Genomic DNA, 12,297 nt, shown 5'->3' on the forward strand with positions numbered 1-12,297 from the left:
ATTAACCGCCTAATTGTTGCACCATATCTGCTGCATCTGGATCTACCCCACGACGTGCGTTACGATTCATACTTTTTATTTGAGCGATTTCTTCCGCCGTCAATGTGAAATCGTACGCATGAAAATTTTCTTCAATACGTGACGGTGTCACCGACTTCGGAATTGTAATAATATCACGTGTTTTAAACCAATTCAAAATAATTTGCGCAGGCGACTTTCCGTGACGCTTTGCAATTTCAACGAGCACGGGATTATCGAAACTATCTCCTCGTCCGAGCGGTGACCATGCTGTGACAGCAATGTTTTGTTGTTGACAGTAACGAACGAGCTCCTCTTGTTGGAAATACGGATGAATTTCAATTTGATTGACCATCGGCTGAACATTCGCGGTTTGCGCTAATTGTTCGAGATGGTGAATGTGGTGATTCGACACACCAGGTACGCGAATCAATTTTTCTTCGTACAAACGTTCAATCGCGCGGTACGTTTCTGTAAATTTTTCCGGCACTGGCCAATGGGTTAAATAAAGATCGATATAATCTAAACCGAGACGTTGTAGCGAGGCGTCGAATGCTTTTAGTGTTTCGTCATACCCTTGGTCGCTATTCCATACTTTCGTCGTAATGAATAACTGTTCTCGTGGAATGTTCGCTGTGCGAATCGCTTCCCCTACCTCTTCTTCATTGCCGTACACTTTCGCTGTATCGATGAGGCGATATCCGGTATCAATCGCATGATGAATGGCCTGAATCGTTTCATCTCGATCTTTCATATTGAAGACACCGAGACCGGTCATCGGAATGCCCACGCCATTTTGTAATGTTTTCATACAATTCCAACTCCTTTGTCAATTCTGTATGTTCATCATACAGAATTGATGGGAACTTTAACAGAAATACGACGTACTATAGTTAGAATAAAAAAAGAGGTGTCCTTATGAAAAAGTGGTTTCCGTTTTTAGCCATTTTACTATTATTTATCGCTGGATTCTCACTTTGGCCGAAAGAGAAAAAAGGCGTCATCGTCGTCGATGCAGGCCACGGCGGGACAGATCCTGGAACAACGAGCATGACAGGCGTTCACGAAAAAGAAATCGCCCTGCAATTCGCATTGAAAATTGCAGATGCTTTGCGCAACGCGAACTATGAAGTATACCTCACCCGCACAGACGATGTCACATTATCTTTAAACGAACGTGTCCAATTAGCCAACTCAAAACCGATTGATTTATTTTTAAGCATTCACGGTAATGCGCTAGAAAATAACGATGAGGTCGAAGGATTGCAAGTGCTCTATTATCCAGACGAAGCGGAACGCAACGCGGAGCTTGCGACGATTATGATGAGCCACTTAAGCAGCGCACTTCAAGCGCCTGACCGCGGGGTACTCCCACGTCCAGAGCTCGCTGTATTACGCGGCACGACATCCGCTTCACTGTTGCTCGAAACAGGCTTTTTATCTCACCCAGAAGAAGCGATAAAGCTTGAAAATGCGAACTACCAACAACAATTTTCACAAGCGGTCGTCCAAGCGGTCGATCATATGATAGAAAATCTTCAACAGACGCAAAACGAATAGATGCCTCGCGCATCTATTTTTTTGATTCGTTTTCCCAAATAAGGGTATAGAAAACTATTAATTATAGAAAAGAGGAATGGTCATGAAAGACTTATTTCAATTGCTCAAAGGAGGCAATCGGTCGTCGCTCATCGCAGCGATCGTCAACTTTATTTTAGGTACTTTAAAAGGCGTCGTCTTTTTCTTTACAGGTAATGTCGCATTATTCGCAGAAATGATGCATTCCCTCGGCGATTCCGCTAACCAATTTTTCGTCTTTTTCGGTTCAGCTTTATCTAAAAAATCACCGACTCAAAAATTCCCGAAAGGATTCGGTCGCCTCGTCAATCTCGTCTGTTTAGGCGCTGTTTTAATCGTTGGGATTCTTGCATATGAAACGATTAAAGAAGGCTGGCATCACATTTGGAACCCGACCGCTTCTTCCGGTTTTTGGTTATCGATTGGCGTCCTCGCAATCGGCGTCGTCATGGAAGGGATTGTCTTTTACAAAGCAGCACAAGAAATTGCGCACGAAGTAGGCATCGACCACGCAGGACTAAAAACAATCCCGCTCGCTATTCGCAATGTCAATCGTGCAAAGCCAGCAACAAAACTCGTCTTTATGGAAGATTTCGTCGCGACATTCGGTGGTGTGCTCGCGATTTTCGCAATTATTCTTGCACAGTGGACCGGATTTCATGCAGGGGAAGGAATCGCTTCTGTCATTATCGGAATCATGATGTTTTACGTCGTCGGGCGTGTCTTTTTGGACAATGCACGTGGAGTCATTGGCGAAACGGACGAAGAGATGCTCAATCATATCGCTTATCTCGTCTTAGATCATCCCGATATTATCGATATTGAACGGCTCGACGTTGTGAAAGAAGGCGAATTTTTACACGTTGAACTCGTCGCGGAAGTCAATCCGAATCATTCACTCGCCTATTTAGACGACGTGCGCGATACGTTGACAGAACAAATTTTATATCAAAAAGGAGTGAATCGTGTCATCGTTTCGTTCGATGAAGATGACGGAGAACAAGAATGGCATCACCGTGAAGCGCGCCCTCTCCTTTCTTAAAAGCCTAAATCCTTTAGGCTTTTAACATATATCTTGAATTCAAGATAATAATGCGCTATACTAAGTATAACAACAGAAAAGGACGTGGAAATGATGACAATTCGTAACGTATTACGCAATACACCGATTCACTATCATTCAGAAGATGGCCAATTTATCGTAGGGAATGTACTTGCCGGACATGAAATGACAGCAAATGATCCTTTCTTATTTATGGAAGATGTCGTCTTTCCAGAAGGGACATTCGGACTTCACCCGCACCGTGGCATTGAAACGATTACGTATGTGCTCGAAGGCGAAGTGATGCACCATGATACGACACATGGAGACGGCTCAATTCAAGCGGGAGACGTCCAATGGATGACAGCAGGTGGCGGTGTGCTCCATGCGGAAGAACCAGCACCAGGCACGAAAGCACATGTTTTGCAATTGTGGCTCAACTTACCTGCCGAACAAAAAATGATGCCTTCTAACTACCAAACCTTATTCCAAAAAGATATGCCGGTAGTCGAAACAGACGGCACAAGCGTACGAATTTTTTCAGGAGAATTTCAAGGAATACGCGCGGAGACGACAAATATCGTCCCTGTCAACATGTACGACATTCGGATGCAACGCGACAGCACATTGCAGTTTCCAATTCAAGAAGGTGATAAAGCATTCGCCATTTTATTAGACGGTGAAGCGAAGTTCGGACACGAAGCAATTGCGACAACTGCACCTGCCGTCATTCACTTCTCACTCGATGCGGGAGATATCGCCATCCGAGCGACAGAAAAAGCACACATTTTATTTTACTCAGGCACGCCACTCGGTGAACCAATTGCAGCACGCGGACCATTCGTCATGAACACACGCGAACAATTAGAAGAAGCGTTCCGCGATTACCGCGAAGGAAAATTTCATACGATTTAAGCAAAAAGCGTCCTCTTCACTTTCGTGAAATAAGGACGCTTTTTATGACATTATTTTTTACGAATTTCAAAAATCGGAATTTTTGCACGCACTAAATCTTCTACAAATGTCGGGATTTCACGTATTGGCATCGAGGTTTGTAAAACCCACTGCATATGTTCAGGCTCTTGTACCATATGTGCTGTAAAGCGACTGCCGATCAATTGTAATACTTCTCTTTGCGTATGAGGTTGCTCCAGCCCTCCTAAATTCCAATAAATGTCGTGACACTGATTACTATTTTCTGTTCGGATGATCATTCCGATACTCCTTCCTTCTTTCTTATGGTGACAAATCTCGTTGTTAAAGGAGCGTCTTCTCCATCGTCACGATGGCTAGAGGATGTCCATAACGTTCAATTTCTTTCTGAGCGACCTTCGTGTAACCGAGTTTCTCATAAAGTTCGATATTTTCTTTCACATGCATGCGCACATCACACGTGATGATCGGTAATCGTTCTTCGCAAGCAATTGTTTCTAACTGTTGAATGAGTGCTTTCGCATAGCCTTGGCGGCGACTTTCAGGGCGTACTGCTAAGCGAAAAAAAGTGAGTTTCTCACGCTGCACTTTATAACGGACGACCGCTTCCACTCGTTCCTCTACACTTAATTGTAGCGCTCGCTCTCCATTGGACAGAGCATAGGCAATCGAATCGCTTGTCTCTTCTAAAGCGCTCGAAGAAATCGGTGCGTTGCGATATTGGGCAAAAGCGCTCTGCATTAGGTCATATATCACCCTAGCATCTGTCACTCGCTGAATATTCATGCGTCTTTTTCCTTCGTCTTTTCGACATGAGGGGAAACACGAATCGTCAATTCATCCTTCGCTTCATCATAAATATGCGTTTCAAACGTGTTATAAAACCAGCGATTCTCCTCATCATCCCAAGGCAAATCGATCCGCTCTTCTACTCCCTTTTTATCTGTAATCATCACATACACTAAATTATGATACTTTTGAATGCGTTCGAAATTGTCCATCCCATCTACTTCGAAATAAAGAAGGCGACTGGACACATCATGACGGAGTGAACTTTTTAAAATGAGCTCAAATTCCTCCACTTCTAAATAACGATGAAAACCTGTTTCTAAACTACCGACGAGCCGTTGACTTAATCCACTCAATCGCAAATCGCGAATTTGATTCTGCTGCACTTGAATCACTTCACAATTTTCAAATACGAGATTCACCATTTGAATATGTTGTAACATGATGGACCATCCTCCTTTGAATTTCATCATTCTGTTTATTATAGCGAGCTTTCTTCTAACGTTCAATCGAAGTGAACAGAAAAAAAACGCCATGAAACAAAATGTCTCACGGCGTGGAATCCATTATTCTTTTGTACGTTTGAGCCAATGTCTGCGCGCTTCTTTTTTTAACTCTCGCTCCGCTTCCTTCGCCCGTTCAATCTCATCTTCTACTTGAGAATAAGTAAAACGAACGACTTCTCCGCCGAGTTCTTCTTTAATTAACGTATCCAGCACATTCGGTGAAAATTCAGAAGCGATGGCAATCAAGCCGACAGATTCTTCTGTTAGCACATTCGCAGTACGGCTAAATGTGGAGTTCGCATCTTCCACTTCTCGAATATCACTGACACTGCCGATTAAAGAACCTGTCGTCCAACCGAGCAATAAGCCGAGCGGTCCGCCAAACATTCCGACAAATGCGCCAATTAATCCTCCCGCAAATAAACGATCGCTTCCAGTCAAGTCAGCACCTTCTAAAATTTTAAACCCTTCATCTTTCACATTCTCGACGATTGCTAGTTGTTCGATTTCAATTTTTCCAAGGCGACTTTCTGTTTTTAACTTCGCAAATGCTTCGTATGCTTTACTATTTTCATCAAATGTCATGACAATTACACGCTTTTCCATCTTTTCCACTCTCCTTCTTTTTAGTCTATATATTAGTATAATACCCTTCCGAAGGAGATTTCAAACATTTTCCATTATTTTGTCGCTTCAATCGTTACAATATCACTTTGTACATCGGGCGCTTTATTATAGATATAGTTACTGGAAAGATGGACTTTTCTAAACCCAATTTCATGTAGTAACTTTTTAATCGTGTCCATCTTATGCCAATATAATGTAAACGATTGCAATTCTGTTTCGATACAGCGACCGTTTTGCCATTTTTCATATTTGAGTAAAGTCGTCGTCGACTGCTCAATCCAGTCAATTGACAACGGTTTGCTTTCAAGTGTCAAACCGCTCGTTGCCGTTAAAGGAACGACAGACGTTGTCGGAACATTCGACCAATCTGTCGGAAACGCAAAGTCGACAATCGCGCGTCCACCTTCTTGTAACGCCTCATAAAATTGACGGAATAACGGTTCAAGGTCACTCCCTAACAATCCGACAGAGCCCGTCGGCATGATGATGGCCTCGTACACATTTTGTTGATTGAGTGTGAGCAAATCCCCTTGTATCAATTTTCCTTCTACACGATGCGTTTTGCAATGGGCGCGACAAATCGCCAGCATCTCTTCGGACAGTTCGATGCCTTCCATTTGAAACCCAGCTTGCGCGAGCGGGATGAACAAGCGCCCTGTTCCGACACCCGCTTCTAACACTTTCCCGCGCACATTCGCTAAGCGCGATTGATAATATTCGAGATCGCCACCAATCGAATAACCGACAGGCTTTGTCGCTTCATAATATGCTGTGCTTAGCGGACCGTAATCAACAAACATCGCAAGCCCTCACTTCTTCTACGACACGTTCTAATGAATCAACGATGATGCCATTTTTCTTAATTAAACCGACGACGAATAAATTGCGATACACAAATTGATTTTCCGTCGCGTCTTCTTGTAAAATATTGATTTTTTTCTCATTCGTCCGCCCTTGTTGACGCACGTCTGTGAACACGCCGACAATCGGACGACCGAGACTTGCAAAATAACCAATTTCGGCTGCGACGCCTGAATCGATTTCTACTCCGTCTAAAAACGCGATTAACACGTCGCTTTCTTCTAGTGCTTGTAAATCCGCTTCCGCAATTTGTTCACTCGTTGCAAATGCTGTTTTGTCATTGATTGCTGGGTTTTCTTGTGGAACGTACAGTTCAATCTGTGGAATGGCTTCTCGCAATTGTTTCGCACAGGCTTCGTTCACCATTCGATCGGCTAATGAAAATAAACCGTTTGCTAAATATGCTTTCATTTTAGTCACCTCATCTCCATTATAGCCGGGTTTCATTCAATTCAACATCATTTTTTAGAAAAATCGCTCGCCGTCGCTTGCGGTGGAATGGAGTCTGTGACAACACCATTGAAGACGACTTCAATAGTGTCGCCTTCTTTTAAATTTTTAAAAGCATCTCCATCGACATTCGCCATATGAAAAACTACTCGTCCTGTTACGACACCTTCTGTCACATCAACCGTGACGTCCGTTCCAACAATTGTCTCTACGATTCCACTCACCGTTTCTGTCACTGCAGGTTGGTTCGGCGTTTCACGATTCGTCGGTCCTTCAGCATCTGGATTTATATCGGCACCTTTGCCACATGCCCCAATCCATAATAAACTGCTTAAGACAAGAATGAATATTCCTTTCTTCATACGTATCTCCTCCTTATTTTCTTATCCCCTTTTCTCAACGTTCAAAACTCGTTGACAATATGTCAACAGTCTTTTAAAATGAAAGGAGTTTACGACAAGGAGGGAAAATGTTTGGATTTCAAGCGATGGATGACAAAACAACTGATTGCACGAGATTGGTCTTTACGTTATTTAAGCGAGCAAACGACGATTGATGTGGCGACTTTATCAAAAATGATGAACGGCAAACGTCCCCTTACACTTCAACATGCCGAAAAGATTGCGGAAAGTTTGAATTGCTCGATGAATGACGTACTGCATGCTGCCGGTTATCCGATTGAACGTACGCCCCCTTATTTACAACAAATTGCACATGAAATTAGCGATGTTACTCAAATGAGTGAATCACAGTGGCAAAGCGAATTGCACACTTTGCTCCATTCATACGAACAACAAAGTATAGACGAAGCAGGACGTGAAGAAGTCGAACAAAAATTTTCTAAAAAAATAAATACTTTAAATCAAAAAGGAAAGTGGTTAACAACGATTCAAACATTTTTCGAACAATTCCGTGAACGAGAACGTCCTACACTAGAGCTCGCTATTTTAGGTGGGGCTTTATTATACTTTATCGCACCGCTCGATCTCATCCCTGATTATTTATTTGCGATTGGCTATATCGATGATGCATTAGCGATTCAACTCGCTTCTCAAAAATTAAATCAATTGTAAGGAAGTTAAATGATGAAAAAATGGTTCATTGTCACACTCATCGCCTTGAGTATCATCGGTGTGAGTGCTTTTAGTTATGCGTACTACCATTACGACCGAGCTCAACAAGTTGTCGCCGAAATGAATACGAATTTCACTTTTGAAGAAGAACGCCCTGAAGTGCGCCCGATTACAGAAGCTTTTAATGTGCTGCTCCTCGGCATTGGTGATCGCCCAGGTGATCCAGGACGCGCAGACTCTATCATCTATGTATCTGTCAACCCAATGACTGAATCGATTCTCGCTTTTAACTTACCGCGCGATACATACGTCCCCATTGCGGGAACGAACCGTTCAGACAAATTAAATCATGCGTATGCATACGGCCGGACAGAAATGACTGTGCATACAGTAGAAGAATATTTAAATATGCCGATCGATTACATTATCCAAGTGAATATGAACGGATTTCGTGAGCTAGTCGATGCTTTCGGAGGGGTGGAAGTAAATAATCCATTCGCTTTTGAACAGCGAGATGAATTAAGTGTGGCGACTCATTATTACGAAGAAGGACCGATTCACTTAGACGGAGAACGCGCACTCCACTATGCACGCATGCGTAAATTAGATCCGCGTGGTGACTTCGGTCGCAACGAACGCCAACGCCAAGTCATTCAAGCAGTGATTTCAAAAGCGAGTTCGATGAACACATTGCGGAAAGTGGATGAACTTTTCACAATTTTAGGCGATAATGTAGAGACGAATATTTCATTCGATACGCTAAAAAATATGTTTTTAAACTACCAACAATCTTGGCGCCATTACCCGATTGAAACTTTTGAAATCGAAGGAGAAGGGAAACGGATTGATGGGGTTTATTATCATGTGGTACCCGATGAAGAGCGCGAGCGTGTCCAACAAAATATTCAAGCTCATCTTGAAGGAGACACTTTATGATTTCAGCAACTTTTTTAATAATCGGATCTAGTAGTTTAATTTTATTTGCTACAATTGGATTTTTTATTTTACACGACAATATTACGTGGCTTGACCAATGGTGGATGGATGTGATGGAGACGATTCAATTTTCACCACTGCAATGGCTCATGCGCTTATTCACTATATTTGGGGATATTTTATTTTTATCCTTCATTGTTTTCGGAACGATGATCTACTTTGTGAAATTTAACAAAAAGCGAAATGCGATCATCCTCGGTACGATTTATACAGGCTATATTATAGTCAATCAATTGTTTAAGCGCATCATCGAGCGCGAACGTCCCCCAGTAGAACGCATCGTCGAAGTGACCGGTTCCAGTTTTCCGAGTGGGCATACGATGGGGGCTGTCGCGATTTACGGTATTTTATTACTATTTGTCTTTTATTCTAAAAAGCAAATGCCTTATAAAAAACAGCTGACGATGACGCTCGCCGCTCTGCCATTCGCCGTAGCTTTTAGTCGCACGTATTTAGGCGCGCACTTTGCAACAGATGTACTCGCAGCTGCATTTTTAAGTATCACAGTCATTTGTTATACACTCGCCTTACCGATTTTCAAAAATAAAAACCAATCCTCGCCTAAGTCATAAGGAGGGGATTGGTTTTTTCTATTATTAAGCTGTTCGATGACGTTGCACATACGCAATCATTCCGTGTAAACCCCAGAAAAGCACAAGGCTCCCTAGTACACTATAAGTGAGAGGAACAAAAAAGAAAAAGGGTTCATGAAGAATTCCATTTGAATCGATATAACTTGTCGTCGAATGCGTAAAAAGCATCATACCACTTAAAACGATTAAAGCAAAAGTCCATCCTAAGCGTACACGCATAAACATTCCTTCTTTCTATCACTTCTTATTTAAAAGGACGTAGCACTTTTCCAAAAGTTTCAAACGTTCGCTTTTTGCTCATTTTCTCTTCCATTGCGATGGAGACAAGCGATAATCACGCATCATTTCATTGCGATGCATGACGGACATGTTATACTGGAATACAGCTTACGAATAAAAGGAGTTTGATGGCATGATCCGCTTCCCTACGCGCGGTGGTCGTATTATTAAAACGGGTATCGCTGCTTTTTTGACCGCATTTATTTGCGACGCCCTCGGTTGGTCACCTGCATTCGCTGTCATCACAGCGATTGTTACGATTGAACCGACCGTTTCAGACTCGATTCGCAAAGGGTTTGTCCGTTTTCCCGCGTCCGCAATTGGCGCGTTTTACACGGTCACTTTCGTATCGATTTTCGGTCATGCACCTATTACATATGCTTTATCAGCTGTCTTCACAATTGCAACGAGCTATAAACTAAAATTACATGATGGATTATTAGTCGCAACATTGACAGCGGTCGCGATGGTCGATGCGGTACAAGGAGAGTTTTTAGCATCATTCGGCGTGCGACTCGGAGCGACAACGATAGGACTGCTCGTTTCTACAGCCGTCAATATGTTCGTCCTTCCCCCAGACTATACGAGAGAAATTGACTCGCGAATTACACGCATCCAAAAAAATATACATGCCCTCCTCAGTTGGACAGGCCGTCATTTTACGGATGCTGACCCAGATTTCACTGAAACGGTGCTCGGTTTAACGAAACAAACGCGAAAAGAAATTGCTCAAGCGGAAGCATTGGCCCACTTTCAAGAGAAAGACAATTTCCATCCGTTCGTCTCCCATGACCAAGAAAATTTAGAATGGCAAATGGAGCAGTTACATCGACTCGAACAAGTTGTCTATCATATCGAAAATATGATGCATACTTCGACTACTCATTTAACGTGGACAAAACAAGACCGTGAAATGATTACTGAATCGATCGAGCGACTCATTTTGCGTATTCAACAAACACCATTTGATCACGAAACACATACGGCTGAAGTATTACAGTTGACGCAGCAATTGTTCGCGCCGACCCATACGTCCACATTCGAAACGATTCCGCCTGAAATGACTTTATTGTATGAATTAATCGCACTTTATGAACAAATGGCTAAATGCTTCGAAAACGAGCACCCTACGATATCGTAAAGTGCTCGTTTTTAATTGGACGGTTTCGTATTTAAATTCACATAATTTTGAAGACGTGTCGCCCCACGCCAATCATGATAAATGAGTCGGTCAATCCAAAGTGCAGCTTCCACTTTCGCAATTACTTCGTCGATATTCGTTTCATTCGAAGCAGTACGTTCAAAATACTCCTCACGGGGACGGTTTCGTTCCGATGCCATTTGCGTCGGAACTTCTTTCAATATAGCGACTTGTTGAAGTTCATCTTCTTTTTGGAGACATATTTTCATATCGCCGAACACATCGACCGATTTTTCATTCAATTTGTCTTTCACTCTAGACAATTCAATCGTTGCCGCTATAGTTCGTAAATAACAGAAAACACCCTACTATAAAAGTAGAGTGTTTAAAGTATTCCGATAAAATATCCGAGTGTCGCAAATAGAAAACCTTCAAGCGTACTTTTCATCAGAAAAGAGAAAAAAAGCGCATACTGTTTCGCTCTCCACTGTTGTGCTAACTGAACGAAGACAGTAGAAAATGTCGTAAAAGCCCCGCAAAAACCGATGCCGAATGCTAAATAAAGCGGCTCTCGTACAGCGAGTGCGACCAACCATCCGAACAACATAGAACCGATATTATTCGTCCAGACGAGTGCACGACTTTCATCTTGCATCGCGCTTTGAAGAACGTAACGCGCCAGGGCTCCGAGCGCTCCTCCAAATATAACGAGCATCATGACGACCGCCTCCTTTTACACAGATCACCTACGACTAGCCCGAGCATCGCACTAATAAACCCGACGAAAAAAATAAAAATGAATAAAATAAGACCGAGTAACGGTTCGTCTAATGTGCGCTCGAGTAAATGAACGTGTACGGCAGACATCGTCGTAAATGAACTTAAAAAACCTGTCGCAATGAGTGGATGCCAACGCTCTTTCCAAGGTACTTCTACAGTCGTCCAAAGTCCGAGCACAAAAGTTCCGATACCGTTAATGAATAGCAATCGAACATATGACGTGAGTGCCACTCCCCATACGACATCGACTCCGTACCGACAAGCCGCCCCTAGTGCACCGCCGACGACAACAAACAAAAGATTGCGTTTCGTCATCCGTTTAATGTTTTAAACGGAACGTATTCACCTAACGGGTTTTTTACATGTAATTCTAACATGTAACGATAGCTGACCGGTTCTTCTACGTCCACCCACTGATTTAACGCTCCTACTTCAATGCGGTCTTCCGTAATCCCTAAACGTGTCGTTTCGTCTGAAAACCACATCAGCGCATCATACAATGTAGACGTCGCATGCTTTTCTTCAATCGATGGTTTCCCTTCTTCTTTAAATTGTTGGTAAATGGCTAAACGATATTCCATCCCCATTCCCCCTTTCGTTTGTACCATTATTCCACAAGTGATTAGGAAAA

Annotated in this window: 20 protein-coding genes; 7 read left to right on the forward strand and 13 right to left on the reverse strand. The window is 42.7% G+C overall.

The annotated features are described in order from the left end of the window. Position 1: 1 nt before the first annotated feature. Positions 2-829 (reverse strand): aldo/keto reductase, encoded by an 828-nt coding sequence (locus IRY55_RS04615; protein ID WP_194562069.1) that lies wholly within the window; start codon positions 827-829, stop codon positions 2-4. A 107-nt stretch (positions 830-936) separates the two neighbouring features. Here IRY55_RS04615 and IRY55_RS04620 point away from each other — a divergent pair, with 107 nt between their 5' ends. From IRY55_RS04620 to IRY55_RS04630, 3 genes are all read left to right on the forward strand, one after another. Beyond that, positions 937-1,578 carry an N-acetylmuramoyl-L-alanine amidase gene (locus IRY55_RS04620; protein WP_194562070.1) on the forward strand — a complete coding sequence of 214 codons (642 nt, stop codon included), beginning with the start codon at positions 937-939 and terminating at the stop codon, positions 1,576-1,578. Positions 1,579-1,660: 82 nt separating this feature from the next. After that, positions 1,661-2,638, forward strand: coding sequence for a cation diffusion facilitator family transporter (locus IRY55_RS04625; protein ID WP_194562071.1), 978 nt, complete (start codon positions 1,661-1,663; stop codon positions 2,636-2,638). Positions 2,639-2,731: 93 nt separating this feature from the next. Further along, complete coding sequence (locus tag IRY55_RS04630) at positions 2,732-3,553, forward strand: pirin family protein (RefSeq protein WP_194562072.1); 822 nt, start codon at positions 2,732-2,734, stop codon at positions 3,551-3,553. Positions 3,554-3,603: 50 nt separating this feature from the next. Here the strand turns inward: IRY55_RS04630 and IRY55_RS04635 are convergent, their stop codons facing one another. The 7 genes from IRY55_RS04635 to IRY55_RS04665 form a co-directional block, all read right to left on the reverse strand. Then, on the reverse strand, positions 3,604-3,852 hold the full coding sequence (locus IRY55_RS04635; RefSeq protein ID WP_194562073.1) for a hypothetical protein: 249 nt from the start codon (positions 3,850-3,852) through the stop codon (positions 3,604-3,606). A 43-nt stretch (positions 3,853-3,895) separates the two neighbouring features. Next, positions 3,896-4,357: a GNAT family N-acetyltransferase gene (locus IRY55_RS04640; RefSeq protein WP_194562074.1), complete on the reverse strand. Its 462-nt coding sequence runs from the start codon at positions 4,355-4,357 to the stop codon at positions 3,896-3,898. Continuing rightward, positions 4,354-4,803, reverse strand: coding sequence for a hypothetical protein (locus IRY55_RS04645; RefSeq protein ID WP_194562075.1), 450 nt, complete (start codon positions 4,801-4,803; stop codon positions 4,354-4,356). The genes IRY55_RS04640 and IRY55_RS04645 overlap by 4 nt, the downstream gene beginning before the upstream one ends. Positions 4,804-4,926: 123 nt before the next feature. After that, positions 4,927-5,472, reverse strand: coding sequence for a DUF1269 domain-containing protein (locus IRY55_RS04650; protein ID WP_194562076.1), 546 nt, complete (start codon positions 5,470-5,472; stop codon positions 4,927-4,929). A 74-nt stretch (positions 5,473-5,546) separates the two neighbouring features. Further along, positions 5,547-6,293, reverse strand: coding sequence for a class I SAM-dependent DNA methyltransferase (locus IRY55_RS04655; protein WP_194562077.1), 747 nt, complete (start codon positions 6,291-6,293; stop codon positions 5,547-5,549). Beyond that, entirely contained in the window at positions 6,283-6,765 is a 483-nt protein-coding gene (locus tag IRY55_RS04660) for a nucleoside 2-deoxyribosyltransferase (RefSeq protein WP_194562078.1), read from the reverse strand. The genes IRY55_RS04655 and IRY55_RS04660 overlap by 11 nt, the downstream gene beginning before the upstream one ends. Before the next feature lie 47 nt (positions 6,766-6,812). Next, the gene (locus IRY55_RS04665; protein WP_194562079.1) at positions 6,813-7,166 is read right to left on the reverse strand and encodes a hypothetical protein; all 354 of its coding nucleotides are present in this window, start codon (positions 7,164-7,166) and stop codon (positions 6,813-6,815) included. A 111-nt stretch (positions 7,167-7,277) separates the two neighbouring features. On the opposite strand from IRY55_RS04665, the gene IRY55_RS04670 reads away from it, so the two are divergent. The 3 genes from IRY55_RS04670 to IRY55_RS04680 are packed head-to-tail and all read left to right on the forward strand — an operon-like array spanning position 7,278 to position 9,445. Continuing rightward, entirely contained in the window at positions 7,278-7,877 is a 600-nt protein-coding gene (locus IRY55_RS04670; RefSeq protein ID WP_194562080.1) for a DUF1232 domain-containing protein, read from the forward strand. Positions 7,878-7,889: 12 nt separating this feature from the next. After that, positions 7,890-8,813 carry an LCP family glycopolymer transferase gene (locus IRY55_RS04675; RefSeq protein WP_194562081.1) on the forward strand — a complete coding sequence of 308 codons (924 nt, stop codon included), beginning with the start codon at positions 7,890-7,892 and terminating at the stop codon, positions 8,811-8,813. Further along, the gene (locus tag IRY55_RS04680; protein ID WP_194562082.1) at positions 8,810-9,445 is read left to right on the forward strand and encodes a phosphatase PAP2 family protein; all 636 of its coding nucleotides are present in this window, start codon (positions 8,810-8,812) and stop codon (positions 9,443-9,445) included. The genes IRY55_RS04675 and IRY55_RS04680 overlap by 4 nt, the downstream gene beginning before the upstream one ends. Positions 9,446-9,469: 24 nt before the next feature. On the opposite strand, the gene IRY55_RS04685 is transcribed toward IRY55_RS04680, so the two are convergent. Further along, positions 9,470-9,685 carry a DUF3955 domain-containing protein gene (locus IRY55_RS04685; RefSeq protein ID WP_194562083.1) on the reverse strand — a complete coding sequence of 72 codons (216 nt, stop codon included), beginning with the start codon at positions 9,683-9,685 and terminating at the stop codon, positions 9,470-9,472. 193 nt (positions 9,686-9,878) lie between these two features. Between IRY55_RS04685 and IRY55_RS04690 the strand changes: the two genes are divergently transcribed. After that, positions 9,879-10,886 (forward strand): aromatic acid exporter family protein, encoded by a 1,008-nt coding sequence (locus tag IRY55_RS04690; protein ID WP_194562084.1) that lies wholly within the window; start codon positions 9,879-9,881, stop codon positions 10,884-10,886. A gap of 11 nt (positions 10,887-10,897) precedes the next feature. Here the strand turns inward: IRY55_RS04690 and IRY55_RS04695 are convergent, their stop codons facing one another. The 4 genes from IRY55_RS04695 to IRY55_RS04710 all read right to left on the reverse strand — a co-directional run bounded on the left by IRY55_RS04695 (position 10,898) and on the right by IRY55_RS04710 (position 12,247). Continuing rightward, entirely contained in the window at positions 10,898-11,209 is a 312-nt protein-coding gene (locus tag IRY55_RS04695; protein WP_194562085.1) for a hypothetical protein, read from the reverse strand. 62 nt (positions 11,210-11,271) lie between these two features. Further along, the gene (locus IRY55_RS04700; RefSeq protein ID WP_194562086.1) at positions 11,272-11,604 is read right to left on the reverse strand and encodes a fluoride efflux transporter FluC; all 333 of its coding nucleotides are present in this window, start codon (positions 11,602-11,604) and stop codon (positions 11,272-11,274) included. Beyond that, complete coding sequence (locus IRY55_RS04705) at positions 11,601-11,981, reverse strand: fluoride efflux transporter FluC (RefSeq protein WP_194562087.1); 381 nt, start codon at positions 11,979-11,981, stop codon at positions 11,601-11,603. The genes IRY55_RS04700 and IRY55_RS04705 overlap by 4 nt, the downstream gene beginning before the upstream one ends. Beyond that, complete coding sequence (locus tag IRY55_RS04710; protein WP_194562088.1) at positions 11,978-12,247, reverse strand: hypothetical protein; 270 nt, start codon at positions 12,245-12,247, stop codon at positions 11,978-11,980. Before IRY55_RS04710 ends, IRY55_RS04705 begins: the two co-directional genes overlap by 4 nt. Positions 12,248-12,297: the final 50 nt, after the last annotated feature.

The sequence above is a fragment of the Savagea serpentis genome, assembly GCF_015351395.1.
GTDB lineage: Bacteria > Bacillota > Bacilli > Bacillales_A > Planococcaceae > Savagea > Savagea serpentis.

Excerpts from the sequence above, each read along its gene's own strand:
- IRY55_RS04615 (WP_194562069.1), bottom strand. The coding sequence starts at position 829 with ATGAAAACATTACAAAATGGCGTGGGCATTCCGATGACCGGTCTCGGT.
- IRY55_RS04620 (WP_194562070.1), top strand. The coding sequence starts at position 937 with ATGAAAAAGTGGTTTCCGTTTTTAGCCATTTTACTATTATTTATCGCT.
- IRY55_RS04625 (WP_194562071.1), top strand. The coding sequence starts at position 1,661 with ATGAAAGACTTATTTCAATTGCTCAAAGGAGGCAATCGGTCGTCGCTC.
- IRY55_RS04630 (WP_194562072.1), top strand. The coding sequence starts at position 2,732 with ATGACAATTCGTAACGTATTACGCAATACACCGATTCACTATCATTCA.
- IRY55_RS04635 (WP_194562073.1), bottom strand. The coding sequence starts at position 3,852 with ATGATCATCCGAACAGAAAATAGTAATCAGTGTCACGACATTTATTGG.
- IRY55_RS04640 (WP_194562074.1), bottom strand. The coding sequence starts at position 4,357 with ATGAATATTCAGCGAGTGACAGATGCTAGGGTGATATATGACCTAATG.
- IRY55_RS04645 (WP_194562075.1), bottom strand. The coding sequence starts at position 4,803 with ATGTTACAACATATTCAAATGGTGAATCTCGTATTTGAAAATTGTGAA.
- IRY55_RS04650 (WP_194562076.1), bottom strand. The coding sequence starts at position 5,472 with ATGGAAAAGCGTGTAATTGTCATGACATTTGATGAAAATAGTAAAGCA.
- IRY55_RS04655 (WP_194562077.1), bottom strand. The coding sequence starts at position 6,293 with ATGTTTGTTGATTACGGTCCGCTAAGCACAGCATATTATGAAGCGACA.
- IRY55_RS04660 (WP_194562078.1), bottom strand. The coding sequence starts at position 6,765 with ATGAAAGCATATTTAGCAAACGGTTTATTTTCATTAGCCGATCGAATG.
- IRY55_RS04665 (WP_194562079.1), bottom strand. The coding sequence starts at position 7,166 with ATGAAGAAAGGAATATTCATTCTTGTCTTAAGCAGTTTATTATGGATT.
- IRY55_RS04675 (WP_194562081.1), top strand. The coding sequence starts at position 7,890 with ATGAAAAAATGGTTCATTGTCACACTCATCGCCTTGAGTATCATCGGT.
- IRY55_RS04680 (WP_194562082.1), top strand. The coding sequence starts at position 8,810 with ATGATTTCAGCAACTTTTTTAATAATCGGATCTAGTAGTTTAATTTTA.
- IRY55_RS04685 (WP_194562083.1), bottom strand. The coding sequence starts at position 9,685 with ATGCGTGTACGCTTAGGATGGACTTTTGCTTTAATCGTTTTAAGTGGT.
- IRY55_RS04690 (WP_194562084.1), top strand. The coding sequence starts at position 9,879 with ATGATCCGCTTCCCTACGCGCGGTGGTCGTATTATTAAAACGGGTATC.
- IRY55_RS04700 (WP_194562086.1), bottom strand. The coding sequence starts at position 11,604 with ATGATGCTCGTTATATTTGGAGGAGCGCTCGGAGCCCTGGCGCGTTAC.
- IRY55_RS04705 (WP_194562087.1), bottom strand. The coding sequence starts at position 11,981 with ATGACGAAACGCAATCTTTTGTTTGTTGTCGTCGGCGGTGCACTAGGG.
- IRY55_RS04710 (WP_194562088.1), bottom strand. The coding sequence starts at position 12,247 with ATGGAATATCGTTTAGCCATTTACCAACAATTTAAAGAAGAAGGGAAA.